This window comes from Bacteroides sp. An19 (assembly GCF_002160215.1).
Taxonomy (GTDB): domain Bacteria; phylum Bacteroidota; class Bacteroidia; order Bacteroidales; family Bacteroidaceae; genus Phocaeicola; species Phocaeicola intestinalis.
In genome coordinates, this window is record NZ_NFKD01000002.1 from 91,699 (window position 1) to 117,965 (window position 26,267).

General features: G+C 45.6%; 22 protein-coding genes and 4 tRNA genes. 12 read left to right on the forward strand and 14 right to left on the reverse strand.

What is annotated here, in order from left to right; translation table 11 throughout:
• Window positions 1-4 precede the first annotated feature (4 nt).
• The 8 genes from B5F25_RS01475 (at window position 5) to B5F25_RS01510 (ending at window position 12,104) form a co-directional block, all read left to right on the forward strand.
• Window positions 5-3,514, forward strand: a complete 3,510-nt coding sequence (locus B5F25_RS01475; protein ID WP_087247161.1) for a TonB-dependent receptor — start codon at window positions 5-7, stop codon at window positions 3,512-3,514.
• Between the two features lie 12 nt (window positions 3,515-3,526).
• Window positions 3,527-5,296: a RagB/SusD family nutrient uptake outer membrane protein gene (locus B5F25_RS01480; protein WP_022041046.1), complete on the forward strand. Its 1,770-nt coding sequence runs from the start codon at window positions 3,527-3,529 to the stop codon at window positions 5,294-5,296.
• A gap of 12 nt (window positions 5,297-5,308) precedes the next feature.
• Window positions 5,309-6,433, forward strand: a complete 1,125-nt coding sequence (locus tag B5F25_RS01485; RefSeq protein ID WP_087247163.1) for a glycerophosphodiester phosphodiesterase family protein — start codon at window positions 5,309-5,311, stop codon at window positions 6,431-6,433.
• A gap of 6 nt (window positions 6,434-6,439) precedes the next feature.
• A complete protein-coding gene (locus tag B5F25_RS01490; protein WP_087247165.1) occupies window positions 6,440-7,894 on the forward strand; it encodes a PQQ-binding-like beta-propeller repeat protein in 1,455 nt (484 codons plus the stop codon).
• A gap of 13 nt (window positions 7,895-7,907) precedes the next feature.
• Window positions 7,908-8,840 carry a glycerophosphodiester phosphodiesterase family protein gene (locus B5F25_RS01495; protein ID WP_022041049.1) on the forward strand — a complete coding sequence of 311 codons (933 nt, stop codon included), beginning with the start codon at window positions 7,908-7,910 and terminating at the stop codon, window positions 8,838-8,840.
• 107 nt (window positions 8,841-8,947) lie between these two features.
• The gene (locus B5F25_RS01500) at window positions 8,948-9,580 is read left to right on the forward strand and encodes an HAD family phosphatase (protein ID WP_087247167.1); all 633 of its coding nucleotides are present in this window, start codon (window positions 8,948-8,950) and stop codon (window positions 9,578-9,580) included.
• Complete coding sequence (locus B5F25_RS01505; RefSeq protein WP_087247233.1) at window positions 9,580-10,932, forward strand: MFS transporter; 1,353 nt, start codon at window positions 9,580-9,582, stop codon at window positions 10,930-10,932. Before B5F25_RS01500 ends, B5F25_RS01505 begins: the two co-directional genes overlap by 1 nt.
• A gap of 155 nt (window positions 10,933-11,087) precedes the next feature.
• Window positions 11,088-12,104, forward strand: coding sequence for a porin (locus B5F25_RS01510; RefSeq protein ID WP_087247169.1), 1,017 nt, complete (start codon window positions 11,088-11,090; stop codon window positions 12,102-12,104).
• Window positions 12,105-12,144: 40 nt separating this feature from the next.
• On the opposite strand, the gene glf is transcribed toward B5F25_RS01510, so the two are convergent.
• The 7 genes from glf to B5F25_RS01545 all read right to left on the reverse strand — a co-directional run bounded on the left by glf (window position 12,145) and on the right by B5F25_RS01545 (window position 15,176).
• On the reverse strand, window positions 12,145-13,266 hold the full coding sequence (gene glf / locus B5F25_RS01515) for a UDP-galactopyranose mutase (protein WP_087247171.1): 1,122 nt from the start codon (window positions 13,264-13,266) through the stop codon (window positions 12,145-12,147).
• A 176-nt stretch (window positions 13,267-13,442) separates the two neighbouring features.
• Window positions 13,443-13,515, reverse strand: a tRNA-Gly gene (locus B5F25_RS01520).
• 7 nt (window positions 13,516-13,522) lie between these two features.
• Window positions 13,523-13,605, reverse strand: a tRNA-Tyr gene (locus B5F25_RS01525).
• Between the two features lie 25 nt (window positions 13,606-13,630).
• Window positions 13,631-13,703 (reverse strand) — tRNA-Gly (locus B5F25_RS01530).
• Window positions 13,704-13,710: 7 nt separating this feature from the next.
• Window positions 13,711-13,793: transfer RNA gene (locus B5F25_RS01535), tRNA-Tyr, on the reverse strand.
• A 62-nt stretch (window positions 13,794-13,855) separates the two neighbouring features.
• Complete coding sequence (gene ribH, locus B5F25_RS01540; RefSeq protein ID WP_022040055.1) at window positions 13,856-14,350, reverse strand: 6,7-dimethyl-8-ribityllumazine synthase; 495 nt, start codon at window positions 14,348-14,350, stop codon at window positions 13,856-13,858.
• 148 nt (window positions 14,351-14,498) lie between these two features.
• Window positions 14,499-15,176 (reverse strand): tetratricopeptide repeat protein, encoded by a 678-nt coding sequence (locus B5F25_RS01545; protein ID WP_022040054.1) that lies wholly within the window; start codon window positions 15,174-15,176, stop codon window positions 14,499-14,501.
• A 148-nt stretch (window positions 15,177-15,324) separates the two neighbouring features.
• Between B5F25_RS01545 and recF the strand changes: the two genes are divergently transcribed.
• Window positions 15,325-16,443, forward strand: a complete 1,119-nt coding sequence (recF, locus tag B5F25_RS01550) for a DNA replication and repair protein RecF (RefSeq protein WP_022040053.1) — start codon at window positions 15,325-15,327, stop codon at window positions 16,441-16,443.
• A complete protein-coding gene (locus B5F25_RS01555; RefSeq protein ID WP_022040052.1) occupies window positions 16,440-16,730 on the forward strand; it encodes a DUF721 domain-containing protein in 291 nt (96 codons plus the stop codon). Before recF ends, B5F25_RS01555 begins: the two co-directional genes overlap by 4 nt.
• On the opposite strand, the gene B5F25_RS01560 is transcribed toward B5F25_RS01555, so the two are convergent.
• The 6 genes from B5F25_RS01560 to B5F25_RS01585 are packed head-to-tail and all read right to left on the reverse strand — an operon-like array spanning window position 16,711 to window position 22,613.
• Window positions 16,711-17,277, reverse strand: a complete 567-nt coding sequence (locus tag B5F25_RS01560; RefSeq protein WP_087207449.1) for a 5-formyltetrahydrofolate cyclo-ligase — start codon at window positions 17,275-17,277, stop codon at window positions 16,711-16,713. The genes B5F25_RS01555 and B5F25_RS01560 overlap by 20 nt on opposite strands.
• A 17-nt stretch (window positions 17,278-17,294) precedes the next feature.
• Window positions 17,295-18,935, reverse strand: coding sequence for a S41 family peptidase (locus B5F25_RS01565; RefSeq protein WP_087247173.1), 1,641 nt, complete (start codon window positions 18,933-18,935; stop codon window positions 17,295-17,297).
• On the reverse strand, window positions 18,925-19,368 hold the full coding sequence (locus B5F25_RS01570) for a dCMP deaminase family protein (protein ID WP_022040050.1): 444 nt from the start codon (window positions 19,366-19,368) through the stop codon (window positions 18,925-18,927). Before B5F25_RS01570 ends, B5F25_RS01565 begins: the two co-directional genes overlap by 11 nt.
• A gap of 20 nt (window positions 19,369-19,388) precedes the next feature.
• Entirely contained in the window at window positions 19,389-19,862 is a 474-nt protein-coding gene (locus B5F25_RS01575) for a DUF4847 family protein (RefSeq protein WP_022040049.1), read from the reverse strand.
• A gap of 7 nt (window positions 19,863-19,869) precedes the next feature.
• Window positions 19,870-21,918: a M3 family metallopeptidase gene (locus tag B5F25_RS01580; RefSeq protein ID WP_087247175.1), complete on the reverse strand. Its 2,049-nt coding sequence runs from the start codon at window positions 21,916-21,918 to the stop codon at window positions 19,870-19,872.
• The gene (locus B5F25_RS01585) at window positions 21,915-22,613 is read right to left on the reverse strand and encodes a Crp/Fnr family transcriptional regulator (RefSeq protein ID WP_087247177.1); all 699 of its coding nucleotides are present in this window, start codon (window positions 22,611-22,613) and stop codon (window positions 21,915-21,917) included. Before B5F25_RS01585 ends, B5F25_RS01580 begins: the two co-directional genes overlap by 4 nt.
• 349 nt (window positions 22,614-22,962) lie before the next feature.
• On the opposite strand from B5F25_RS01585, the gene B5F25_RS01590 reads away from it, so the two are divergent.
• Window positions 22,963-23,562, forward strand: a complete 600-nt coding sequence (locus B5F25_RS01590) for a MarC family protein (RefSeq protein ID WP_087207392.1) — start codon at window positions 22,963-22,965, stop codon at window positions 23,560-23,562.
• Window positions 23,563-23,609: 47 nt separating this feature from the next.
• On the forward strand, window positions 23,610-25,469 hold the full coding sequence (locus tag B5F25_RS01595; protein ID WP_022040044.1) for an SLC13 family permease: 1,860 nt from the start codon (window positions 23,610-23,612) through the stop codon (window positions 25,467-25,469).
• 24 nt (window positions 25,470-25,493) lie between these two features.
• On the opposite strand, the gene B5F25_RS01600 is transcribed toward B5F25_RS01595, so the two are convergent.
• A complete protein-coding gene (locus B5F25_RS01600; protein WP_087247179.1) occupies window positions 25,494-26,261 on the reverse strand; it encodes a TIGR03915 family putative DNA repair protein in 768 nt (255 codons plus the stop codon).
• Window positions 26,262-26,267: the final 6 nt, after the last annotated feature.

The window sequence follows — 26,267 nt, forward strand, 5'->3', positions numbered from 1 at the left end:
AACTATGAACAACCGAAAATGTTTTCTCAGGCTGTTCCTGTGCCTTTCATTCGGCTGGGGTGTTTTGGCATTGAATGCTCAGACCGTGAGCAAGAGCTTCAATGACACGCCGCTGAAGACCGTATTGAAAGAGGTGGAAAGCCAGACGGGATTGTCTGTTGTTTACAAGACAGACGAAGTGGATGTGAACCGGAAAGTGAATGCATCATTCCAGAACTCTTCTTTGGATGAAGTAATGTCGAAAATCCTGGGACCGCAATTAACGTGGATTGTACAGGACAAGATGATTATTATTTCAAAGAAGCAGGTTAAGGAAATATCTAAAAGCGACAAAAGCCTTACTGTATCGGGGGTGGTGACCGATGAGACCGGCATTCCCGTTATCGGTGCCAGTGTATTGGTGAGGGGAAGTTCGAACGGAAGCATTACCGATATGGACGGTAATTTCTCTATTGCCGATGTGCCTCAAGATGCGATGATAGATATTTCGTACATTGGTTACAAGACACTGGCGTTCAAGGCTACAGACAAAGCGTTGGCGAATGTTGTATTGAAAGAAGATACCGAAGTATTGGAAGAAGTGGTGGTTGTAGGATATGGTACGGCGAAGAAGGCGAACTTGTCGGGTTCCGTAGCGCAGATTTCGTCCAAGGAGATAGAGCACCGCATCAGCGCCAATACGGGGTCTGCCTTGCAAGGGCTTATCCCCAACTTCAATGTGTCGTTCAGCGACGGTGCGATTAACAAGAAAGCCTCGTTCAATGTGCGTGGAGAAGGTTCTATCAACGGAGGCGAACCGCTGGTGCTGATTGATGGTGTAGAAGGGGATATGAACTACATCAACCCGAAGGACATCGCTTCGGTTACGGTTCTGAAGGATGCTTCTTCGGCTGCCATTTACGGAGCACGCGCCGCATTTGGTGTGGTATTGGTTACGACCAAGAATCCCGAGAAAGGGAAGATACAGGTGAACTACTCCAATCATTTTGCATGGAGCAATCCGACCATTAATACCGACAATTTCATTACAGACGGGTTGGAATGGGCACGGTTGAGTGATAAGCTGAGCCTGATGGAAAACACGAGTACCTATTTAGGCTATACCGAAGAAGATTATGCTTATATGGAGGCGCGTAAGAAAGACCCGTCGCTTTCCAGTGTGCTGATAAAGACCATAGATGGTGTAGAACGGTATGTGCATTACGGTAATACGGACTGGTGGAATTATATTTTCCGCAGCAACCAGCCTTCGATGGAACATAACCTGAACATCTCCGGAGGCTCCGACCGCGTACGCTATTATTTGTCGGGACGATTCTATTCGCGCGACGGTATCTACCGCATCAATCCCGACAAGATGAAAAGCTACACGTTGCGTTCGAAGGTGGATTTTCAGATATTGGACAACTTAAAGTTTACCAACTCTACCAATATTTATATGAGCGATTACGATTATCCGGTGACCAACGCCCGCGATATGAGCGGAAACAATAACGATGAAGACTGGCGGAAATACACTTACCATGCTTCGCCGTTGTATTTGCCTCACAATCCTGACGGAAGCATTATGATAAACAGTCCGTATGCACCGGGGCGTGATATTGCCGACGGTACTTTCGCAGATTTGACTTACGGAAAGAGCCACGGAACGGATTCGGAATATGACCTGATGAATACATTCAGTATACAATACACTCCTATTAAGGGACTGGACTTGAACGCTGATTATACATTCCGTAAGGAAAGTCCGTTCTCACGCCAGTTGCGTGTATCTACTCCTCATACGAACCAGCCGGGTGGAGAGGGAGTGACCGACTATAAGCCCAATACAGAATTGTACAAGGAAAGACACTGGCATTCGCAATATCAGGCCATCAATGCATTTGCTACTTATAGCCATACTTTCAATGATAAGCATAACCTGAAAGCAATGGTCGGGTTTAATCAGGAGTGGAGACACTGGGAACGTACAGTAGCTATGCGCAGCGGACCCATTTCGGAGGATTTAGGTTCATTTAATTTGGCGACCGGCGAGAATATCGAGCTGCTGGGTTCGAAAGCAGAATGGGCCATCCGTGCCGCTTTCTATCGGTTCAATTACGATTATAAAGGGAAGTATTTGATTGAGTTCAACGGACGTTTTGATTTGTCGTCCAAGTTTCCTCATGATAATCGTCTGGGTATATTCCCCTCTGGTTCAGTTGCTTGGAGAGTAAGCGAAGAGAAGTTCTTCGAACCTTTGCGTTCGTGGATGGACAATCTGAAACTGCGTTTGTCATTCGGTACATTGGGCAACCAGAATGTAGGCGAGTACGATTATATCGCTAAAATGAAAGTGAGCCAAGGAAATTATATTGTAAATGGGGCAAACTTGAGTTACTTGAGTACTCCCGATGCTATCTCTTCTAATTTTACTTGGGAAAAATCCCAAACCATTAATGCCGGTATTGACTTGTCCTTCTTCAACAGCCGTCTTTCGGCTTCGTTCGACTGGTATCAGCGTGACACACGCGATATGTTGACGCAAGGCAAGGAGCTTCCTGCCGTGTTCGGTACGGAAGAACCGCAAGAAAATGCTGCCGACTTGCGTACCAGAGGTTTTGAGTTGTCGGTAAACTGGAGAGACCGCTTTACCTTATGGGATGCTCCTTTCGAATATAATATCGGGGTAAACCTTGCAGATAACCGTACGGTTATTACCCGGTTCGACAATCCGAGCGGGAACATTGATGATTTCTATGTAGGAAAAGAACTGGGAGAAGTATGGGGATATACGATTGAAGGTTTCTTCCAGACCGATGACGAATATCTGACTCATGCCGACCAGCTGCTGGTGAACCAGCGCATACGCAACTATTATCTGGTAAACCATCCTGTAGCGGGCGACTTGAAGTTCAAGGACATTGATGAAGACGGTTCAATCACTCCGGGAAAACAGACATTGAGCGACCACGGCGATTTGCGTCGGATTGGAAATACCACACCAAGATATTCCTTGGGTGTCAACTTAGGGTTCAATTATCGGGGCATCGATTTCTCCGCATTCTTCCAGGGTGTATTAAAACAAGACTGGTGGCCGGGTGATGACAACGGTTATTTCTGGGGGCCTTTCACCCGACAGTACCTGAACTTCTATCCGAAAAGCATCGAATCCATGTCATGGACGCCGGATAATCCGGATGCTTATTTCCCGCGTCTGGCTGTTTATGCAGCCAATGAAGGCGGCGATTACGAAGGCTCACAATTAAGAGTTGTTTCGGATAAATATCTTCAGAATGCAGCATACGTGCGTTTGAAAAACATTACTCTTGGATATACCTTGCCCGAACGGATTTGCCAGAAGCTGAAGATTATCAGAAGCATCCGCATGTATGTGTCCGGTGAGAATATCCTGACATTCTCTCCGCTGTACAAGAATAATCCAGACCGTACTGTTGACCCTGAACAATTGGGTAATGGCAATGCTTATCCTTTCAGCAAGACATTTGCCTTTGGTTTTGACATTAAATTCTAAAGAATATCAGTTATGAAAAAGAAATATAGTACAATCAAATTGGTTTCCCTTTTTGTGGGAAGCATATTGACGGTTTCCTGTAACGATTCCTTTCTGGACCGTTATCCCATTGCGGAAATCTCGCCGGAAAATTCATTTAAGACGGCAGATGACCTGAGACTGTACACAAACGGTTTTTATGAACAGCTTCCTTCTATCCGTAACATTATCGATGCAGACCTGAAGACGGATAATGTGCTGTATTCCAGCATACCGGAAGAGCAGCGCAGCCACGAACGGATTCTTCCTTCCGAAACAGGAAGCGGAGGCTGGGATTGGGAAGATCTGCGTGAAATAAACTTGTTTTTCGACAATTACCAGCGCTGTACCGATGAAGCGGGGCGTGATAAGTATGAAGGAGTAGCCCGGTTCTTCCGTGCGTGGTTCTATTTCGACAAAGTAAAACGCTTCGGCGACGTGCCTTGGTATGAAACGGTTATTCAGACCGGTGACACCGATTTATTGTATAAAGCGCGTGATAGCCGTGAATTTGTTGTAAGCAAGATTATACAGGATTTGGAGATAGCCGTAGACAAGTTGGGGGACGAACGTGCTTCTGATCAGGTAACCCGCTGGACGGCATTGGCCCTTCTCTCCCGTGTTTGTTTGTATGAAGGTACTTTCCGTAAATATCATACAGAGTTGGGTATACAAGGAAGTGATACATTGCTACAGAAAGCTTACGAAGCTGCAGGAAGAGTGATGGACGAATCAGGCTATACCTTGTATAGTACAGGCAATCCGGATACGGACTATCGGGATTTGTTCGCTTCTACATTAAAAGAGGATGAAGTGATTTTAGGACGCCGTTATTCGTTGACTTTGAACCAGATGCATAATGTGAACTATTACTTGACATCACGTACCCAACGTGACATCGGCCTGACAAAAGACTTGGTAGACTCCTACCTCCAACTGAACGGAATGCCTTTTACAAGCAAGACAGGATATGCCACAATGGAATTCTACGATGAAATGCAGAGCCGTGACCGCCGTTTGGCGCAGACAATCCGTTCCTTGGGGTATCAACGTATAGGCGGAACAGCGACCTTGCTTCCTGATTTTGCAGCTACGATGACAGGTTATCAGCTATGTAAGTTCTTGTCTGACGAAACGCAAGACGGTGACGGAGCTTCGTATCAGGATGTTGCGTTTATCCGTTATGCTGAAGTCTTGTTGAACTATGCGGAAGCAAAAGCTGAACTGGGCATTATTACGCAAGATGATATAGACCGTACTATCCGGCTGATACGCAGTCGGGTCAGTATGCCTAATTTAGATATGACATCCGCTAATCAGTCGCCCGATGCGGTATTGGCAGCCTTGTATCCGAATGTATCGGGAAGCAACCAAGGAATCATATTGGAAATCAGAAGAGAACGGCGGATTGAGTTGGTAATGGAAGGTTTCCGTTGGGATGACCTCGTGAGGTGGAAAGCCGGCAAATTGCTGGAACCTCATTTTATCGGTATGTATTTCCCGTCATTAGGCGAGTTTGACTTGGATGGAGACGGTGCACCTGATTTGATGTTGTACACGGGTACTGCCCCTTCGACTACCGCTGCGCAAAGTGTGGAAATCGGAGGTGTGCTTCAGCTTACGGAAGGTGACCACGGCAATTTAATCGGTTTTAAGGATAATACAAAACAATTCGATGAATCGCGTGATTATCTGTATCCTCTGCCAACAGGCGACTTATTGTTGAACGAGAATTTGGAACAGAACCCGAATTGGGACAAATAAAGGAGGAACGCAATGATAAAGGCTTTTAAGTTTTTCATGCTCGTATCTGTCATGTCCTTCTATGCCTGTGGCTCCGATTCGATAGAAGGAGGTGCGGCATCTGCATCCATAGCGGTTGAGGCTTCTGCCAATGAGGTCGGTTATGGAGAAGGCGTGACATTTACGCTCCAGAATGTGACGGAATCAGATGTAGCTTCTGTCTGTTGGGATTTCGGTGACGGTGAAACATCTGATGCATTTGCTCCGTCACATGCTTATCGTATACCTGATGATTATACGGTAGTGGCTTCAGTAACCTTGTCTACTGGAGAGGTGAAAGAATATAAGACTTTGGTAAAGGTTTTTGCCGAAGAAATAAATTCGACAGTCCGTCTTTCTATTCCTGAATCTTTGACAGACAGACATTATCAGGTATGTGCACACCGTGGGTATTGGAAGGAAGCTCCGGAAAATTCGGTTTCCGCTATCGAGAAGGCTATACAGAACGGCATTGATTTCATCGAGATTGATGTGCGGATGACGGAAGACAATGAGCTTGTGTTGATGCACAACGCCACGATAGATGAAACCACTAATGGAACAGGTAAGGTTTCTGACTTGACATTCGAAGAGATAAAGTCTTACTATTTGTATTTTGACGGTCGACAGACAATGGAACATGTGCCTTCATTGGCAGAGGCGCTGATGGCGGCAAGAGGGAAGATATATGTGGATATTGATATGAAGATCTCGGATTACCGTTCCGTTTACAATATAGTGAAACAATGCGGTATGCTGTCTCAATGTATGTTTACCGTTTACGAGTTGCAGGATGCGTCCAATTTGTTGAACATTGACAAGACGGTGAATGTGTTTCCGGTTGTTTACACAATGGATGACTTAGACGGCTTTATGTCTTTAGTTGATAAACTTGCTATCGTTCAATTCAATTCGGAGGCTTGGAAAAACGATATTTTGGAGAAAGCATATAGTAACGGGATAGCCGGATTCATGAATGTCTATGTCAATGACGATGATACTCCATATACGGACAACTATCAGAAAGTAAACAGGTTTGTCAGTTTGGGAGGAACTGTTGCACAGACGGATTTTCCTGTCGAGTTAAAAAAATTTCTTGACAACTTAAAAAGAGATTAACAGCGTATGAAAAAACTAATATGGATGGCAGCGGCGTTTGTATTGATAACCGCCTGCCAAGATGATGATAAAGTGAATACTAAGCCGGTGGCTGCATTCAAGGCTACGGCTACTACAGTGGAAGTGAAACAAAGCATTTCGTTTACCAATCTGTCGTTTGACGAAGACGGTCAGATAAGCCGCTGGCAATGGGATTTCGGAAACGGAACAACATCGGAAGAAGAGAATCCTACCATTTCCTATAGTGAGCCAGGTGATTACAAGGTGGTGTTGACTGTATGGGACAATCAGGGGCAGCAGAATGCAAATTCCTTTGATAAGACCATTGCTGTCAAGGAAAAATCATTATCAGATGAGGAACCGGAACTGATATGGGAATATGCTACCACTACGGGATTCCAGGATGCTTCTTTGGCAGTCGATAATCAAGGGAACATCATTTTCGGTTGCGATGCCAATAACAGCCGCGGTGATTATAACATTGCGGTGCTGAATAATAACGGCGAAGAACAATGGACTTATAAGGCGGGTGATGTGGTAAGAAGTACGCCGGCTGTTGCTGATGACGGAACGTTCTACATCGGCAGTTATGATGATAATTTGTATGCGTTCAAAGCGGAGTCTTCAACCATTTTGGGTACATACGATACGAATGACAATGTGAAATATACTTCTCCGGCTGTGGATATGGACGGAACTGTATATTATGGAGGTGACAATCAAAAGTTATGTGCTCTTTCAGCTGTTTCGATGAGTGAATTGTGGAGTGCGGATTGCGGCGGTGACATACAGTCTCCGGTGGTTATCGGTGACGATGCCGTATATGTCTGCAACAACAGTGGCAAGATGCTGGCTTTCGCCAAGGCAGATGGTTCTAAACTTTGGGAAATAGAATATGGAGCGTCTTGTACGGCTGCACCGGCTTTGGGCGAAGACGGAACGATTTATATGTGCGGCAACACGTCTGACGGAGGCATCGTCATGGCTGTAAATGCTGCCGACGGAACTGTCAAATGGCAGTCGCCAAGTGTATCGAAATACGACAATAGCGGAATTGCGCTTGACTTGAGCGGGCGTCTGTATGTCGGTGATAGTGACGGCGTGATGACTTGCTACAGCCAATCGAACGGAGATATGGTTTGGACATTCCGCAGCCAGGGAAGGATTCGTTGTACACCTGCCATAACCGATAACGGAAATATCTGTTTCGGAGACGGTGCCGGCTATTTCTACATCTTGAATGAAGAAGGCAAGCAAGTATATAAGGAAGTCAAGCTGGGCAATGAGATTTATTCATCGCCGGCAATAGGCAGTGACGGTACGGTTTATATTTGTGTGAATGTCGAGACAAACCAGCAGCCGGGCAGATTGTGCGCATTCCGGACAACCGCTACCGGGGCAATGAAAGGCTGGTCAATGCGGGGAGGTAACAGTTTGAGAAACGGTCGTCGTTCAAATTAAAAAGGTTTTCAATATGAGGTATTTTATATATATGGTATGTGTCTGCTTGTTGACATTGTCATCTTGCGGACCGAAAGAGAAGAATAATTCAATTGCTGAGAAACCAGTCATTGAAAAGAAGAGTGTATCTGTTACTGAAAATTTAGCGTCCGAAGGAATCTTAGTGGTTTCACATCGTGGTGATTGGCGCAACACTCCTGAGAACTCGTTACAGGCTATTCAGAATTGCATAGACATGGGAGTGGATATGGTGGAAATAGATTTGAAAAAGACAAAAGACGGATATTTGGTTTTGATGCACGACAAGACCATCGACCGTACGACAACAGGCAAAGGAAAACCTGAAGACTATACGCTTGCAGAGTTGAGGGAATTCTTCTTGAAAGGAGGGCACGGTCAGAAGACCCGTCACAAAATCCCTACCTTCGAAGAAGTGATGATGCTTTGTAAAGGTAAGATAATGGTGAACGTAGACAAGGGATACGATTACTTTAAGGATGCATACGTCGTATTGGAAAAAACAGCTACGGTAGACCAGTGTGTGATAAAGTCGAATCATCCGTATGAAAAGGTGAAGGCCGAAAATGGGGAAGTCTTGGACAAGATGGTCTTTATGCCGGTGGTAAACTTGCATAAGGAGGGGGCGGAAGCCCTTATCGATGGTTACCTGGAGCATATGAAACCCAAAGCTTTTGAGTTGGTTTTCAATAATGATTCGCCCGAAGTATTGCGTCTCATCAAGAAGGTAAAAGACAGTGGGGCTAAGATATTCATCAATTCTTTGTGGCCTGAACTCTGTGGAGGACACGATGATGACCGTGCGGTGGAATTGGGCGAACCGGAGGAAAGCTGGGGATGGATTATCAATCAGGGAGCCAAGCTTATTCAGACAGACCGTCCGGCTCTTCTCTTGGATTATCTGAGGGATAAGGGGTTGCATCAATAAAGGTTGAATGGAGCTTTTATAATTGTCTGCATGGTTCCGTAAGGCCATGCAGACAATATAAGCCATTCTCAGAAACTGTTTCTCAGTCTCCAAACATTGTGTTAGGTATGATTAAGAATTTAATATTCGATTGGGGTAATGTATTGATAGATGTATCTGTGGAACGCTTTGCCAAGTCCTGCAAAGCGTTCGGGATACAGTTCGCTGATGATGAAGTCGGCAGTGCCCATAAAGCCGGTTTTTTCTTGGAATATGAGAAAGGAAACCTGTCTGATTGTGAATTTAGAAACGAAATACGTGCAAGGGCTTCCGTGATTCTTTCGGATGAGGAAATCGATTCGGTTTGGAATGGAATGTTGGGCAGGATTCCTGTAGAGAAATTGCAACTCCTGTATATGCTGAAGGATACATACAATTTATATCTTTTGAGCAATACTAATTCTATACATTGGAACACGTTTTCCAAGAAAAGTTTCGATTATAGAGGATTAAATGCCGATGATTTTTTTAAGGGAATCTACCTTTCCTATAAGTTGCATACGGCAAAGCCTGATTCGGTTATATTCCATAAAGCCGTTGAGGATGCCGGAATAGATGTGAGGGAGACCTTATTCATTGATGACTCTTTTGCCAATTGCATGACAGCTCGGTCTTTAGGGATGAGCGTCTTGCATTATAAGCCGGGTGATAATTTGGAGAGTTGTATATTAAAAGAATTAGAACAAAAAGAAATGATATGATTTTAAAATCAATAATTGAGTTTTATAAAGTATCCAAGCCGAAACCTTGCGGAGACGGATGGACGCCTGAATCGGAACGGAGGCTGAAGCACCTGCAGTGGTCCACTTTCCTTTCTGCCACGTTAGGGTACGGCATGTATTACGTCTGCCGCCTGAGCCTGAATGTGGTGAAGAAACCCATTGTGGAAGAAGGTATCTTCTCGGAAACCGAACTGGGCATCATCGGATCGGTGCTGTTCTTCACCTATGCAATAGGGAAGTTTACCAACGGATTTTTGGCGGACAGAAGCAATATCAGGCGTTTTATGTCGACAGGTCTGTTGGTGACAGCACTTGTGAACCTGTGTTTGGGCTTTATCCATTCGTTCATTCTGTTTGCTGTGCTTTGGGGAATCAGCGGATGGTTTCAGTCGATGGGAGCTGCTTCGTGCGTGGTGGGTTTGTCGCGTTGGTTTGATGACAAAAAACGTGGTTCGTTCTACGGATTCTGGTCGGCAAGCCACAACATTGGCGAGGCGTTGACCTTTATCATCGTGGCTTCCATTGTGAGTGCGTTTGGTTGGCGTTACGGATTCTGGGGAGCTGGACTGGTGGGCTTGCTGGGAGCTTTAATTGTATGGAACTTTTTCCATGACACGCCACAAAGCAAGGGACTGCCTCCCGTCAGCCAGCCGAAAGAGAAGAAAGAACTGACCGAGGCAGAGGCGGCGGACTACAACAGGGCACAGAAACAGGTCCTGCTGATGCCTGCCATTTGGATATTGGCATTGGCAAGCGCCTTTATGTATATTAGCCGTTATGCCGTAAACAGTTGGGGCGTGTTCTATCTGGAGGCGCAGAAAGGATACGATACGTTGGATGCCAGTTTCATTATCTCCATCGGCTCGGTGTGCGGCATTGTGGGCACGGTCTTATCGGGCTTCGTGTCCGACCGCTTGTTCAAAGGCAAGCGTAATGCACCTGCATTGATATTCGGTTTGTTGAATACCTGTGCCTTGTGTCTGTTCCTGCTGGTTCCCGGTGTGCATTATTGGCTGGACGTGACGGCGATGATATTGTTCGGTCTCAGCATCGGCGTGCTGCTTTGTTTTCTGGGCGGGCTGATGGCGGTCGACATTGCGCCTCGCAACGCATCGGGAGCGGCACTTGGCGTGGTAGGCATAGCCAGCTACGTGGGTGCCGGCATTCAGGACGTGATGAGCGGCATTCTGATAGAGGGCAACAAGGCGGTTGCCGACGGCGTGGAAGTCTATGATTTTACGGCTATCAACTGGTTCTGGATAGGTGCGGCACTGTTGTCAACACTCTGTACTTTGCTGGTTTGGAATGTAAAGCCTGGAGGGGATAAATGACTAACTATCCACATTTAGCTCAATTGGCTGTAGGGGGTATCGCATGCCCGAATGTGTCAACTGATTCATGCGGTCGTTTTCAGGGCGTATGCGATACGCCCCTACAGGCAAATCCGGTCTAAAGGACGTTCATATATATTTTATAAAGTTGGTTTATGAAGAAAGCTATATTTGCATTGCTTGTTGCGTTTAATGCAATAGGGATTGCAGCGCAAGAGACGAGTTGGAAAGACTACTTGCCGGAAGTACACGGAACGTTGAGAGGTAAGTACGAGTACCAGACCGCTACCGGAGAACAGCGTTTTCAGGTACGTACCGCAAGGGTGAGCGTTACGGGGAATGTAACTCCCATCGTGAGCTATAAAGCCGAAATAGACCTTTGCGATGAAGGAGAAATCAAGATGCTGGATGCTTACGCACGGGTTGCCCCGTTGAAAGGGTTTTATGTTACTGTCGGGCAGATGCGTGTGCCGTTTACGATTGACGCGCACCGCTCGCCTCACTTGCAGTATTTTGCTAACCGTTCGTTCATCGCCAAGCAGATGGGCAGCCTGCGTGATGCTGGCGCTACGTTAAAGTATGTGCGTAAAGAAGGGTTCCCCTTTTCGCTGGAAGCAGGTTTGTTCAGCGGTTCGGGGCTGACGGAGCAAAAAGGCTGGCACAAGGCGCTTTCGTATTCGGCGAAATTGGAATTAACCCCTTTCAAGGGGTATAACCTGACATTGAGCACACAGCGCATCCGTCCTACGGACCGGAACATTTATATGTATGACATAGGTACCTATTATAATTGGAATAACTGGCATTTCGAGGTGGAAGCCATGTATAAGGAGTATGCCAATTCCTCGTTTAAGGGTGTATGGGCGGTAGATGCTTTTGTAAATTACGATTGGTTTATCCGGAAAAAGAAAAGTCTGTTCAAAAAGGTCTCTCTCCTTGCCCGCTTCGATTACATGGGCGATAATAGCGACGGAACATTAGACGGGCAAGGCGAGTTCCTGGTTACCGATTATGAACGCAAGCGTATCACCGGAGGTCTGACGTTCAGTTTCGGGAAACCGTTTCAGGCAGACCTCCGCTTAAATTACGAAAAGTATTTTTATGCCGGCCGTTCGCTTGCCTTGGAGTCGGAACAGGATAAGCTGGTGGTGGAAATGATGGTGCGTTTCTGATTCGAGGTATTCTGTACCGTGTATAGAAACGACTGGCTCTTTATAAAAGCAGGGCTTTTTCTACGATGTGGTGCATGTCGTAATATTTATATTCTGCCAGCCGTCCGCCGAAGATAACGTTGGTTTCCTTGTCTGCCAGCTCTTTGTATTTCAAGTAGAGTGCATTGTTCTTCTCGTCATTCACCGGATAATAAGGTTCGCTTCCCTCGGTCCATTCCGAACTGTATTCGCGTGACACGACGGTCTTAGGACATTGGTACACTTCCGCACCGAACATTTCGAAATGCTTGTGCTCGATGACGCGTGTGTAGGGCACTTCCCGTTCGGTGTAGTTCACCACCGCATTGCCCTGGTAATTCGGCGTGTTCAACGTTTCCGTCTCAAACCGCACCGTGCGGTATTCCAGTTTGCCGAATCTATATCCGTAATACTCATCGATGGCACCGGTAAATACAATCTTGTCTGCCAGTGCTTCCAGTTCTTGCCTGTGGGCGAAGAAATCGCAGTCCAGGCGGGTGTCAGTTCCTTTCAGCAGCCGTTCTATCAGCACGTTGTATCCGCCGATGGGGATGCCTTGGTATTTGTCGTTGAAATAGTTGTTGTCGAAAACCATGCGCACCGGTAGGCGTTTGATGATGAATGCTGGCAGGTCGGTGCATTTCCGTCCCCATTGTTTTTCGGTATAGCCTTTGATAAGTGTTTCGTAAATGTCTTTTCCTATCAGCAGTTGTGCCTGTTCTTCCAGGTTGCGCGGTTCGCTTATGCCTTGTTCTTTCATCCGTGCTACCGCCTCTGCCCGTTGTTCTTCCAGTTTTTCCTGAGCTTCGGCAGGTGTTGTCACTCCCCACATCTGGTAAAACGTGTTCATGTTGAAAGGCAGGTTATAAAGTTTACCTTTATAGTTTGCCACGGGCGAATTGGTATAACGGTTGAACTCTACGATGGAGTTGACAAAATCCCAGACCCGCTTGTTCGAGGTGTGAAAGATATGTGCTCCATATTTGTGTACATTGATTCCTTCAGCGTTTTCACAATATAAGTTTCCTCCCAAATGCGGTCGGCGGTCGATGACCAGGCATTTCTTTCCTTCTTGTGTGGCTTTGTAGGCAAATACGGAGCCGAATAATCCGGCGCCTACTATCAAGTAATCGTAACGTTGCATGAATGTAAATGTCTTTTATGGTTTTGCAGGCAAACTTACGAAGAATCTGTGGAATATCCGCCGGATTTCGTCAGATTAACGAAAATGTGGATGATGCGGGATTGGATAAAATGAACGGATATTCAATAAAAAAATCAGAGACTACCTCGTGAAAATCCGAGATAGTCTCTTTGGAGAGCGGAAGACGGGACTCAAACCCGCGACCCTCAGCTTGGAAGGCTAATGCTCTATCGACTGAGCTACTTCCGCAAATCAGTGGGCAAGGATGGATTCGAACCACCGAAGGCGTAAGCCAGCAGATTTACAGTCTGCCCCATTTGGCCACTCTGGTACTTGCCCGTTTATAAAAGCACTCTTTTCATAGAGCGGAAGACGGGACTCAAACCCGCGACCCTCAGCTTGGAAGGCTAATGCTCTATCGACTGAGCTACTTCCGCAAATCAGTGGGCAAAGATGGATTCGAACCACCGAAGGCGTAAGCCAGCAGATTTACAGTCTGCCCCATTTGGCCACTCTGGTATTTGCCCTTTTTTGAGAGGGAATATTTGGCTTATTCCCTCGTTTTCTCAAATGCGTTGCAAAGGTAATGCTATTTTTTTAATTTGCAAGCAAAATCAATCATTTTTATTGCATCGATGGCACATTCATCGCCTTTATTGCCTAATTTTCCACCTGCGCGGTCTTCTGCCTGTTGCATGGTATCGGTTGTAAGCAGGCCGAAGAGTACCGGGATGTCATGGGTTGCATTCAAACAGGTAATACCTTGGGTGGCTCCCATGCATACATAATCGAAATGAGGCGTATCGCCGCGCACTACGCATCCTAGGGCGATAACTGCATCTACTTTGCCGCTTTTGATGAACTGGGAGCATCCGTATGTCAATTCGAAGCTGCCCGGTACGGTTGCGGTCAGGATGTTTTCATCTTTTGCGCCATGTTTTTTTAAAGTAGTTACGGCTCCTTGCAGCAGGGCACCGGTAATGTTAGAGTTCCATTCGGATACAACGATTCCGAAACGCATGTTTGAAGCATCGGGTACGGCATTGGTGTCGTAATCGGAGAGATTGTGGTAAGCTGTTGACATGGCTTTTGAGTTTTTGGGTAGATGGTGAGAATTGGTTTAATGAATATCCGCAAACATGGATTGTTTGCGGATATTCAATTTAGTTTATATAATTTGCGTTGGCCTCATGCTGGTAGGAAGATTCCGCTATGGAATGCTTTTCCCGCCTTTATTTAATAGAAGCGCGTTCGATGTACTTGTCGATATTCATGGCTTGGTAGGAGTTGCCATATTGGGTCTTGATTTCCTTGTAAGCATCTACAGCTTCGGCGTTTTTGCCTTGTTTTTCCAGAATCTGACCTGCCTGTAGCAGATAGATGGGGCTTAAGGTTGTGCTGTTTGCTTTGTGGGCAGCTTTCAGTAGGGTGGCTGCAGCCTTGTCCAGTTGTCCCATCTGTGCATAGCAGTTACCCAAAGTACCGATGATTGCCGGGGCTACCATATAGTCGTCTGCACTGAATTTGTCGAGATAAGTAGTGGCTTCTTCGTATTTGCCTAATTGTGCGTAGCAAAGTCCGGCATAAACATTAGCCAGATTTCCTGCATCTGTTCCGCTGTACTCGTCTGCTATTTTCAGAAAGCCTGCATATCCCAGACTGTCCCCTTTCAAGGCGGACTCGAAATCGTTGTTTCCGAAATATTGTTCGCCTTTAAACAGTGCTTCGGATGCTTTTACCTCGTTGGGCTCGCCGATAAAGTGGGTATAAGCCTGAAATCCGCATACGATTACTACGATAGCTACTACGATACCTATCAACAGGTTCTTGTACTTAAACAGGAATGCTTCGGAAGTGCTTAATGCTTCATCCACATTCAATGGGTCATGAGTTTGATTTTGTTTTGACATCTTTCTTATTGTTTTTTATTATTTTCCTCACAATGCAATTTCGGTCAGCAAAAGTAATTTATTTATAGTTATAAATGAAATTTGCGGGCATGTTTTTTTATCAATCGTCCTTTTATTCGTATTTTTGTGACTTAAAAGTGGATGAATTATGTGGTTAAAACGCATTTCTATATTAAATTACAAGAATCTGGAACAGGTAGAACTGGGATTTTCCCGAAAGTTGAATTGCATAATCGGTAAGAATGGCATGGGTAAAACGAACCTGATGGATGCGGTGTATTATCTTTCGTTCTGCAAAAGTGCTACCAACCCTATTGATTCGCAGAATATTTTTCATGACCGTGACTTTTTTGTGATACAAGGATTTTACGAGAATGGCCTGGGCGAACCGGAAGAGGTGTATTGTGGGTTGAAACGTAGGCAGAAGAAGCAGTTTAAGCGTAACAAGAAGGAATATTCCCGCCTGTCGGATCATATAGGGTTGATTCCTCTGGTTATGGTGTCGCCTGCCGATTCGTGGTTGATAGCAGGAGGGAGCGAGGAAAGGCGCCGGTTTATGGATGTGGTTATTTCTCAGTTCGACCGTGAATACCTGGATGCCCTGATCAGGTATAACAAGGCTTTGCAGCAGCGTAATGCCTTATTGAAATCGGAAATGGAACCGGAAGATGAACTGATGACCTTGTGGGAAGAAGGAATGGCTGCGATGGGAGAAATCGTTTACCGGAAGCGGAAAAGCTTTGTCGATGAATTTGTACCGGTATTCCAGTCGTATTATGCCTATATTTCGCAGGAACGGGAACAGGTAAGTTTGACCTATGAATCGCATGCGGGAGAGGGAGACTTGTTGCAGCTGCTGAAAGAGAGCCGGCAGCGCGACCGTCTTTTGGGGTATTCTACCAAAGGTATGCATAAGGATGATTTGGTTATGAAACTGGGTGATTTCCCCATCAAGCGTGAAGGTTCGCAAGGGCAGAATAAAACCTATCTTATCGCATTGAAACTGGCGCAGTTCGATTTCTTGAAACGGATAGGAAACCATACTGTTCCCATTGTATTGTTGGATGATATATTTGATAAATTGGATGCATCGCGTGTGGAACAGATTGTCAAACTGGTGGCAGGAGACAATTTCGGTCAGATATTTATAACCGATACCAATCGTGAGCATCTGGATAAGATTCTGCGTGAGGTGGGAGAGGATTATAAACTGTTTGAGGTCGTAGACGGATGTGTGTCGGAACGGAAAGGAGAAGATGACGTATGAAACGGAACAATACAGAGCAGGTAGGGGATGTTATCCGGCGTTTGCTCAGGCAGGAAGGTCTGGAGACTCCACTTAATGAATACCGGTTGATAGAGGCATGGAAAGACGTGGTGGGTCCCGTCATTGCGCGTTATACGATGAATCTGTATATCAAGAACCAGGTCTTGTATGTGCATTTGTCGTCGTCGGTCTTGCGGCAGGAGTTGTCAATGAGCCGGACGTTGCTGATACGTAACTTGAATGCTCAAGTCGGTTCGCAGGTAATAGTCAACATTGTCTTCCGGTAGAGGCTACGTTCCCGTTTTCGGTCCATACTTCGTCCATAGGTATGTCGGAGTCTTCTGTCGGAAGTCCTGGCTCGGTCAGTTGGAACTGGAAGCATATACCTATTTTATATACATTCAGTTTGTTGAGCAGACGGTCATAATATCCTTTGCCTCGTCCTAAACGGTTGCCTCTCCGGTCGAAAGATACGCCTGGAATGATGGCAAGGTCGATGGAGGCAGGTGAAGGAAATGCTGTTCCGAGGGGTTCTTGGATGTGGAAGCTACCTGTCTGCAACTGGTCTGCACCTTTATATGTGCGCAATTCAAGTTCGTTGCCCTTTACTACAGGCAGCACAATTACCTTTTGGGAATACCATTTTTCTATGAATGCATGTGTCTGTACTTCATCGGGAAGAGAGTGATAAAGCAAGACGGTTTTAGCCAGTTGGAAGCGCGGATGTGCTTCCAACTGGCTAAACAACCTGGAAGAAAGATTGTGTAATTCTTCTGTCGTATGCTGTTTTTTTTCTTGTGCTATACGGGTTCTGATATCTTTCTTTGACTGCATGTGCTTGATGTGTTGGGTCAATTGGTTGCTTCTTCCGGTGCTTTAGGGAAAGATTCTCCTTTTTCCAATACTTCCAGAGCTTGCAAGACGGTTTTGTCGGTCTTGTTGCTGTATTCAATGTATGCTTCGATGCCCAGAACATTGTATATGATGTTTCCGTACAGGTTTTCGTCGAACAGTTTTTTGGATTTGTACATCAATATATTCCGGCGTTTCAATCCTTTCTTTTCAGCATACGATGCGAATTTTTCCAGCAGGTTCTGGGTTTTCAGGTAGTCGGCCATGCTGTCGGGAGTCGTATACTTCTGGAGCGTGCTTCGGTTCTTGTCTGTATAATCCAGTGTATATCTGATAATCAGTCCCCGTGCAGCGGCCATGCGGAAGTAAGTCGTAATGCCTGTGGTGTCTTGCGGAACGAAGATATCTGGCATAATGCCTCCGCCTCCATAAACAGTCCGTCCCAACCGGGTATGATAGATTTCCTGGGTATTCTGCTTGATGCTGTCTGCCGAGAAAAATTCGCCATGTTCGTAACGGGTAATCAAGTCCATTTCGTATTCTGAATCGTTTCCTTTTACGTATGGCTTTTGGATACAGCGTCCCGAAGGAGTGTAATAGCGGGCAATGGTCAGGCGGATAGCCGAACCGTCGCTGAACTCGATAGGTTGCTGTACAAGCCCTTTGCCAAACGAGCGGCGTCCGATGATGGTACCCCGGTCATTGTCTTGAATGGCTCCGGCAAATATTTCGCTTGCCGATGCCGAGCCTTCGTCCATCAGCACGACAAGCGGAATGCTTTGGCTGCTTCCAGTACCGTTGGATGTGTAGTTTTCGCGTGGGGATTTACGTCCTTCTGTATATACTATCAGGCTGTTTCCAGGCAAGAACTCATTAATCATTTGGATAGCTGATGCCATATATCCTCCGGTGTTTCCACGCAGGTCGATAATCAGTCCTTTGTAGTTGGCACGGTTCAGTTTGGCAAGTGCCACCAGCAGTTCCGGATAAGTGGTTTCTCCGAACTTGTTTACTTTGATATAGCCAAACTGGTCATTGACCATATAGGCGGCATCGATACTTTTTACCGGAATGTCGCCACGGACAACTGTAAAGTGTAGTATTTCTTCTTCACCAGGGCGGTAGACACCCAGTTTGACGGTGCTTCCTTTTTCGCCTTTCAAGCGTCGCATGGCTTCGGTATTGGTTACTATTTCACCCACGAAAGCCGAGTCGTCTACTTCAATGATACGGTCGCCTGCCAGCATACCTACTTTTTCCGAAGGTCCACCGGGGATTACATTGTTCACGTGGATGGTATCGTCTTGGATGGTGAACTGTATGCCTACACCGCTGAAGCTGCCTTTCAGGTCGGAATTGACAGCTTCTAAATCTTTGGCCGGGATGTATGCCGAGTGCGGGTCCAATTCGCCGAGTATTTGAGGCATGGCTTCTTCTACCAGGTCGTACATATTTACAGTGTCTACGTACTGGTCATCTATGATACGCAACAGAGCGTTCAGCTTGTTGGATGAAGTGTTGATGATGCCCAGTTTGTTGCCTGAAAAATGGTTGGCATAAAATGTTCCGATTAAGATTCCTATCACTACACAAAAGGCAAGCAGGAAAGGCATCAGTCGGTTTTTGTTGTTATTTGTCATACGCTTCTTCGTTTAAATAAATCACTTCTATATTTGCACGTTTCAAGAGTTCGATACCATCTTCCAACCGGTATTTTTCGGCATACACTACCCGTTTGATGCCGGCTTGGATAATCAGCTTGGCACATTCGATGCAAGGGGATGCGGTGACATAAAGTGTTGCTCCTTCGCTGCTGTTGTTCGAACGGGCTATTTTGGTGATGGCATTAGCTTCGGCATGCAATACGTACGGTTTGGTCAGTCCGTGTTCGTCTTCGCATACGTTTTCAAATCCGGCAGGTGTCCCGTTGTAGCCATCCGAGATTATCATCTTGTTTTTGACAATCAGTGCCCCTACTTTTCTTCGGTTGCAGTAAGAGTTTTCTGCCCAGATAGTAGCCATGCGCATGTATCGCCTGTCTAATGTTTCTTGTTTGGTGTCGCTTGGTTCCATATATATAATAAGGTGTTATTTTAGTTTCTGAATCCGACGGGGTAAAATTGTATATAGTGGTTCTTGTCTGCATTAAATAGTTTAATGAGTTGTGAATCTCCCCGATAAAAATGTGCGTTGCTGATTTCATCATAGAACGTTTTGTCTCGTCCGCTAGGGGTATGGTTGGGAGTCAGCCTCACCGAAAAACTCCGGTCATTTCCGTCTGCACTCCATGTGCCGGTAAACGTAAACGATTCGCCTTGTCCTGTTACGCTCCCGTCTTCAGCAAATTGGATGATGAACTTGTCCGGGTCTTTGTTGATTTGCTCCAAGTCATCTTTCGAGGTTGTCAAGGTGTAGTTATTGTCATCTTGCCAGTTTGTCGTGTCATACGAACCGCTCCAATGCCATGTCTGTCCGCTGGCAAATATTTCAAACACATCATCTTCCTGGTTGCATCCGCAAAGCAGCGTTGCCATGCACAGCCAGATGTATAATCCGTATTTTCTCATTGTTTTTTCATTTTATGATTCCATTCCGTTTCAGTAAAGCATCGATGGCAGGCTCTTGCCCTCGGAAGCGCTTGTATAGTACCATCGGATGCTCAGTTCCTCCTTTCGACAAGATATTGTCGCGGAACGATTGTGCCACTTCGGTATTGAAAATGCCTTTTTCCTTGAATACAGAAAAAGCATCAGCGTCCAGCACTTCTGCCCATTTATAACTATAATATCCGGCGGCATAGCCTCCCGACATAATGTGCCCGAACTGTACGCTCATGCACGTGCCGGCTATTTGCGGCAAGATTTGTGCGCGTTTCCACGCTTCTTTTTCGTATGCACGGACATCTCCGTCGAATGCGGTATGACGTGTATACCATGCCATATCCAGCAATCCGAAGCTGACTTGACGCAGGCAGGCGTAGGCAACGTTGAAATTGGCTGCGTCTATAATTCGCTTAACCAGTTCTTCGGGCAGTGGTTCATGAGTCTGGTAATGACGTGCAAAGGTATTAAGAAATTCTTTTTCAATGGCAAAATTTTCCATGATTTGCGAGGGAAGTTCTACAAAATCCCAATAAACATTTGTTCCGCTCATGCTTTTGAACCGTGTATTGGCGAATATGCCGTGCAATGCGTGTCCGAATTCATGCAGGAATGTGGTTACTTCCGAGAATGTCAGCAGTGCCGGTTTGTCGGGGGTCGGCTTTGTGAAATTCATCGTGACGGAGACATGTGGACGGCTGTTGGTACCATTGTCGTCTATCCATTGTTCCTTGTAGCTGGTCATCCATGCTCCTGATTTTTTCCCAGCACGTGGATGGAAATCGGTGTAAAGTACGGCCAGAAAACTTCCGTCTTTATCGTATACTTCGTATGCTTTGACGTCCGGATGATATACGGGGATGTCTTTGTTTTCTTTAAAAGTTATGCCATACAGGCGTGTAGCCAATCCGAATACACCGCTTTTCACCTGGCTCAGTTCGAAGTAAGGCCGGAGGGCTTCTTCGTCAAGGTCGAATTTTTCCTTGCGCAGTTTTTCTGAGTAATACGAGAAATCCCAGGGCATCAGTTCGAAGTGTTTTCCTTCGAGGGCATGTGCCAAGGCTGTAACTTCTTCTATTTCTTTATGGGCTGTAGGGGTATAGGCTTCCAGCAGTTGGTCGAGCAGGCGATAAACGTGCTGGCTGTCTTCTGCCATGCGTTTCCTGAGTACATAGTCGGCAAAGTCGGCGAATCCTAGCAGCTGGGCTATCTGCATGCGCAGGTTTACCAACCGTTTGACGATATCAAGGTTGTTTTGCTCATTATCGTGTGTACATTGGGTATTGTAGGCAAGATATAGCTGACGGCGTAATTGGCGGTTGTCGCAATATTTCATAAACGGCACATAGCTGGGTGCTTGCAGCGTAAATATCCATCCGTTTTTCCCTCTTTCTTTTGCTGTATGTGCAGCTGCTTCGACGGCACTTTCGGGAAGCCCTTTCAGGTCTTCTTCTTGGGTCAGTTGCAATTCGTAATTGTTGGTTTCTTTCAAGTGGTTTTGTGAAAAACGAAGAGTAAGGGTACTCAGCTCTGTACTGAGTTTGCGGAAAGTCTCTTTGTCCGTATCCGAGAGGTTGGCACCGTTGCGCACAAATCCATCATACGTTTTTTCCAGTAACCGGTATTCTTCGTGTGTAAGGTTGAGCCGGTCACGTTTTTCATACACATGTTTGATACGTTGGAAAAGCCTTGCGTTCAGATTGATGTCGTTGCTGTGTTCCGACAATTCGGGCATCAGTTTTTCAGCAATGGCTTCCAGGTCATCACTTGTTTCGGCACTCATCAGGTTGAATAGCACCGTGGTGACTCGGTCAAGCAGTTCGCCAGACTGTTCCAATGCTTTTACCGTATTATCGAAGGTAGGTTCTTGTGGATTATCGGTAATGGCTTTGATTTCTTCGTTTTCACGGCGCATACCTTCGCGGATGGCAGGCTCATAGTCGGCGAGCGTGATTCGGTCGAATGGCACGGTAGCGTGCGGTGTATGGTAGGGGGTGAAAAATGGATTTTCCATAAATGTCATTTTGTTTGTTTATTGGTTTGGTTGTAGGCTATAAGTGCATTCATGTCGGGGATTTCCATTTCTCTCCGGCTGAGTGATACCAGGCCTTCTTGTTTTAGTTCATTTAATATTTTCGAGACGTTGATGCGTGTGTCATCTATCAGGTCGGCAAGGTCCTCCATCCGGATATGCAGCCTTTTGAAGCCGTTGGTGGTGGTGCATCGCAGCAACAGGAAATTGATGATTTTGCTTTGTGTGTCGCCGATGTGGGCGTTCCACAGGCGGCGGTAAATGGTTTGTGCCCGGTTGCTAAGCAGATTCATGAAATTCAGCTGGAAGATGGCATATTTGTTCAGTTCTGTCAGAATGTATGATTTGTCGATACTGATGATGTTTGCGGGCGTCAGGGTGTGATATGACGCATTGTATTGCGGATACATTCCGAACAATGAATAAGGTTCTATTACATACGGTGCTTCCAATGTTTCGTAGAGTGTATAATTATGGGTTTGGTCTGCTGATTCTGACTGTATTTTGCCTTGCAAGACAAAAAACAGGCCCTCGCAAGCATTGTTTTGGCGCACGATGCAACTACCTGCGGGAAGCTTTTGAAAATGTAGTTTTACTTTTTCCAGTATGGCTGTAAAGTCTTCTTTACATAGCCCTTGGAACAAGGGAAGTAGCAAAAGCTTATTGTACATACTATTCTCTTCCATCTGTCTTTAACTTTATTAAGTTATAATTTAACATACAAAATTAAGCAATATTCTGATACATAACATGGCTTTTACCTTTTTTATTGTTTCTTACCGTCTGGTAATGCTTGCTGGGGCAGAGGACGGTTTCGGTCAACATAGATGATACCGGTTGGTCATATAACTAGTTTGGCTTGTGCAGGTATATCCTTTTGTCTTTGAAGATATATTCGGAGAGCGATGGAAATATGTTTTCCGGCTGGGTGGTTCTGTCTTTTTTTTGTGAAATTTGGAGGGATATTGCTTGGTATGTATCTTCATTTCGTTTTTTTATGTTATATTTGTGAACAAAAATTAAACTTATGAGGCTATGGGAGTATTTAGTTTGCAAGAATTGGTAAGTGCGTTTATTGTACTGTTTGCGGTAATTGATATCATTGGTGCTGTTCCCATTATTCTGGATTTGAAGCAAAAGGGACGTTCTGTCAATGCGATAGAGGCTACTTTGATATCGGCTGGACTGTTGCTGGCTTTCTTTTTTGCCGGTGACATGATTCTGAAGCTTTTTCAGGTGGATATCGCTTCGTTCGCGGTGGCGGGTGCGTTTGTCATTTTTTTGATGTCGCTCGAAATGATACTGGACATCGAGATATTCAAGAATATCGGTCCTATCAAGGAGGCTACGTTGGTGCCGTTGGTTTTCCCGTTGCTTGCCGGGGCTGGGTCGTTTACTACTTTGTTGTCTTTGCGGGCGGAATATGCAACGGTTAACATTTTATTGGCTTTGTTGCTGAACATGGTATGGGTGTTTATTGTTTTAAAGATGACCGACCGTATCGAACGCATGCTGGGGAAAGGGGGAATTTATATTATCCGTAAGTTTTTCGGCATTATTTTGCTTGCCATTTCTGCCCGGTTGTTTACGGCAAACCTTACATTGCTGATAGAACAGTTCCAGCACGGTGGCTGATACAGGGTAATTTTTCATTCTTAAATTTTTAATTCTTCATTTAAAAGATGCTTGTAACACTTGTTATTTTGGTCCTGTCTGCCGTTTTCTTTGTTTCGGGAAGGGTGCGGTCGGATATAGTAGCGTTGTGTGCGCTGATAGGCTTGCTGGTTTTTCACGTCTTGACTCCAGAAGAGGCTTTGTCGGGTTTTTCTAATTCTGTAGTGATTATGATGGTAGGACTGTTTGTCGTAGGAGGGGCTATCTTCCAGACCGGATTGGCCAAGATGATCAGTTCACGTATTTTGAAGTTGGCAGGTAAAAGCGAGTTGCGTTTGTTTTTGCTGGTCATGCTGGTGACTTCTGCCATCGGGGCTTTTGTAAGCAATACAGGTACTGTAGCTTTGATGCTGCCTATTGTGGTAAGTCTTGCCAACAACGCTGGTATGAATCCGGCACGTTTGTTGATGCCGTTGGCCTTTGCCAGCAGTATGGGAGGTATGATGACGCTGATTGGTACCCCGCCTAATCTGGTGATACAAGACACACTGGTACATGCGGGATTTGAATCCTTGTCGTTCTTTTCGTTCCTCCCGGTAGGGTTGGTTTGTGTGGCAACAGGCATCGTGGTGTTGTTGCCTCTTACGAAATGGTTTCTATCGAAGAAACGTGAAAAAAACAATGGTGAATCTTCCGGAAAGTCTTTGAATGAACTGGTCAGAGAATATGGTTTGGCACATAACCTGTTTCGTTTACGGGTGGATGCAGCTTCGGGTATTGTCGGTCAAACGGTACAGACATTGGATGTGAGACGGCGCTACGGACTGAATATTCTGGAAGTACGTCGGGGAGAAGCTTCACAGCATCGTTTCCTGAAGACAGTTACGCAAAAGTTGGCATCGGCAGATACGGTTATCCAGGCAAATGATGTCTTGTATGTAAATGGGGATATTTCATCCGTAAACCGTTTTGTCGGGGAATGTAGGTTGGAGATGATGGACGGGCACATTACCGAAGAAGCCGTCAATGGCGAACGTTCGTTGGGATTTTATGATATCGGCATTGCAGAAATAGTGTTGATGCCCACTTCCAACATCCTCAATCAGCGGGTAAAAGAAGCAGGTTTCCGTGATAAGTTCAATGTGAATGTGCTGGGGATACGCCGGAAAAAAGAGTATATATTGCAAGACCTTGGCAATGAACGGATGCACAATGGTGATGTGTTGCTTGTGCAGGGCCAATGGCATGATATAGCCCGGTTGACTAAAGAAGATACCGACTGGGTGGTATTGGGACAACCTTTAGCTGAGGCCGCCAAGGTGACGCTCGACTACAAGGCGCCGGTGGCTGCTGTTATTATGCTATTGATGGTGGCGATGATGGTTTTCGACTTTATTCCGGTGGCTCCGGTTACGGCGGTGATGATTGCCGCTATGCTGATGGTGCTTACGGGATGCTTCCGTAATGTAGAGGCTGCCTATAAGACCATTAATTGGGAAACTATCGTATTGTTTGCAGGTATGCTGCCTATGTCGTTGGCATTGGAGAAGACAGGAGCGTCCGATTATATATCCGGTTCTTTGGTGAACGGGTTGGGGGCATACGGACCATTGGTTTTGATGGCAGGCATTTATTTTACCACTTCTTTGATGACCATGTTTATCAGCAATACGGTGACGGCTGTGTTGATGGCTCCTATAGCCTTGCAGAGTGCTATGCAGATTGGGGTAAGCCCGGTGCCTTTTCTCTTTGCCGTAACAGTAGCTGCAAGTATGTGTTTTGCTTCACCTTTCTCTACTCCTCCTAATGCCTTGGTAATGCCTGCCGGACAGTATACGTTTATGGATTATGTCAAGGTAGGTTTGCCATTGCAGATACTTATGGGGGTAGTGATGATAGTTGTATTGCCGCTATTGTTCCCGTTTTAGTCCTGCAGTTTTTTGTGGGTATGGTTAATTCTTTTCAGTCAAGAATTTCCAATAGCGGACAGGCATGTCTTTTTTATGTTTGACAGGGTTAAGGCGTTCGCGGATACAGATGGAGTGAAAGTAGTTTTTCCAAAGTGTCTGGTATAGTCTTTCTTCCCTGTCAAGTAGATTTTCATCAACTTTTCCGGTCACTAAAGCAGGCTGATGGACATTTGTAAAAGCGATTTCGTTCACTTGTATGCCATCGTAATAGTAACCGAAATGCCGGCGTGCGTCATAGATAATCCAGTGTTGGTCGGCAAAACGGTCTTGAAAATGCCTGATGGTTAATGATAGCACATTATACAGAGGTTCTATTATGCCGAAATATGTGCCATCGGCAAGTTTTTGAAAGCGTATGAATTGTAGGATGCGGTGACGTTCACCGCTTACTTTTCTTCCAAGTTGTGTAACAGCTAATGTTACAGGGTTGGTGAAATCGGTAGTAATGGAGTGTTTTGAATCGAATATTTGTTTCATATATTTCATCAAGAGCATAGGAGCCTCGGAGGATTCAGACAACCAACAGTAGGTGATGAGTGCTGTAGCTTGTTTCGATAGTTTTCTACACAAGGCTTTCCATACCCGTTCCGCTTTTTCAGTACAGGTGGTGACGCGGTAAAGTTCATTATAAAATAAAGGAAGAGGCTCTGTTTCATGCAAAAGTTTGTCGGGAAATGTCCGGCGCACGTATGCATCAAACAAAGCCGTAAGCAAGCCTTCGAATGTATGGTCGTAAACGAAGATAATCATTATAAT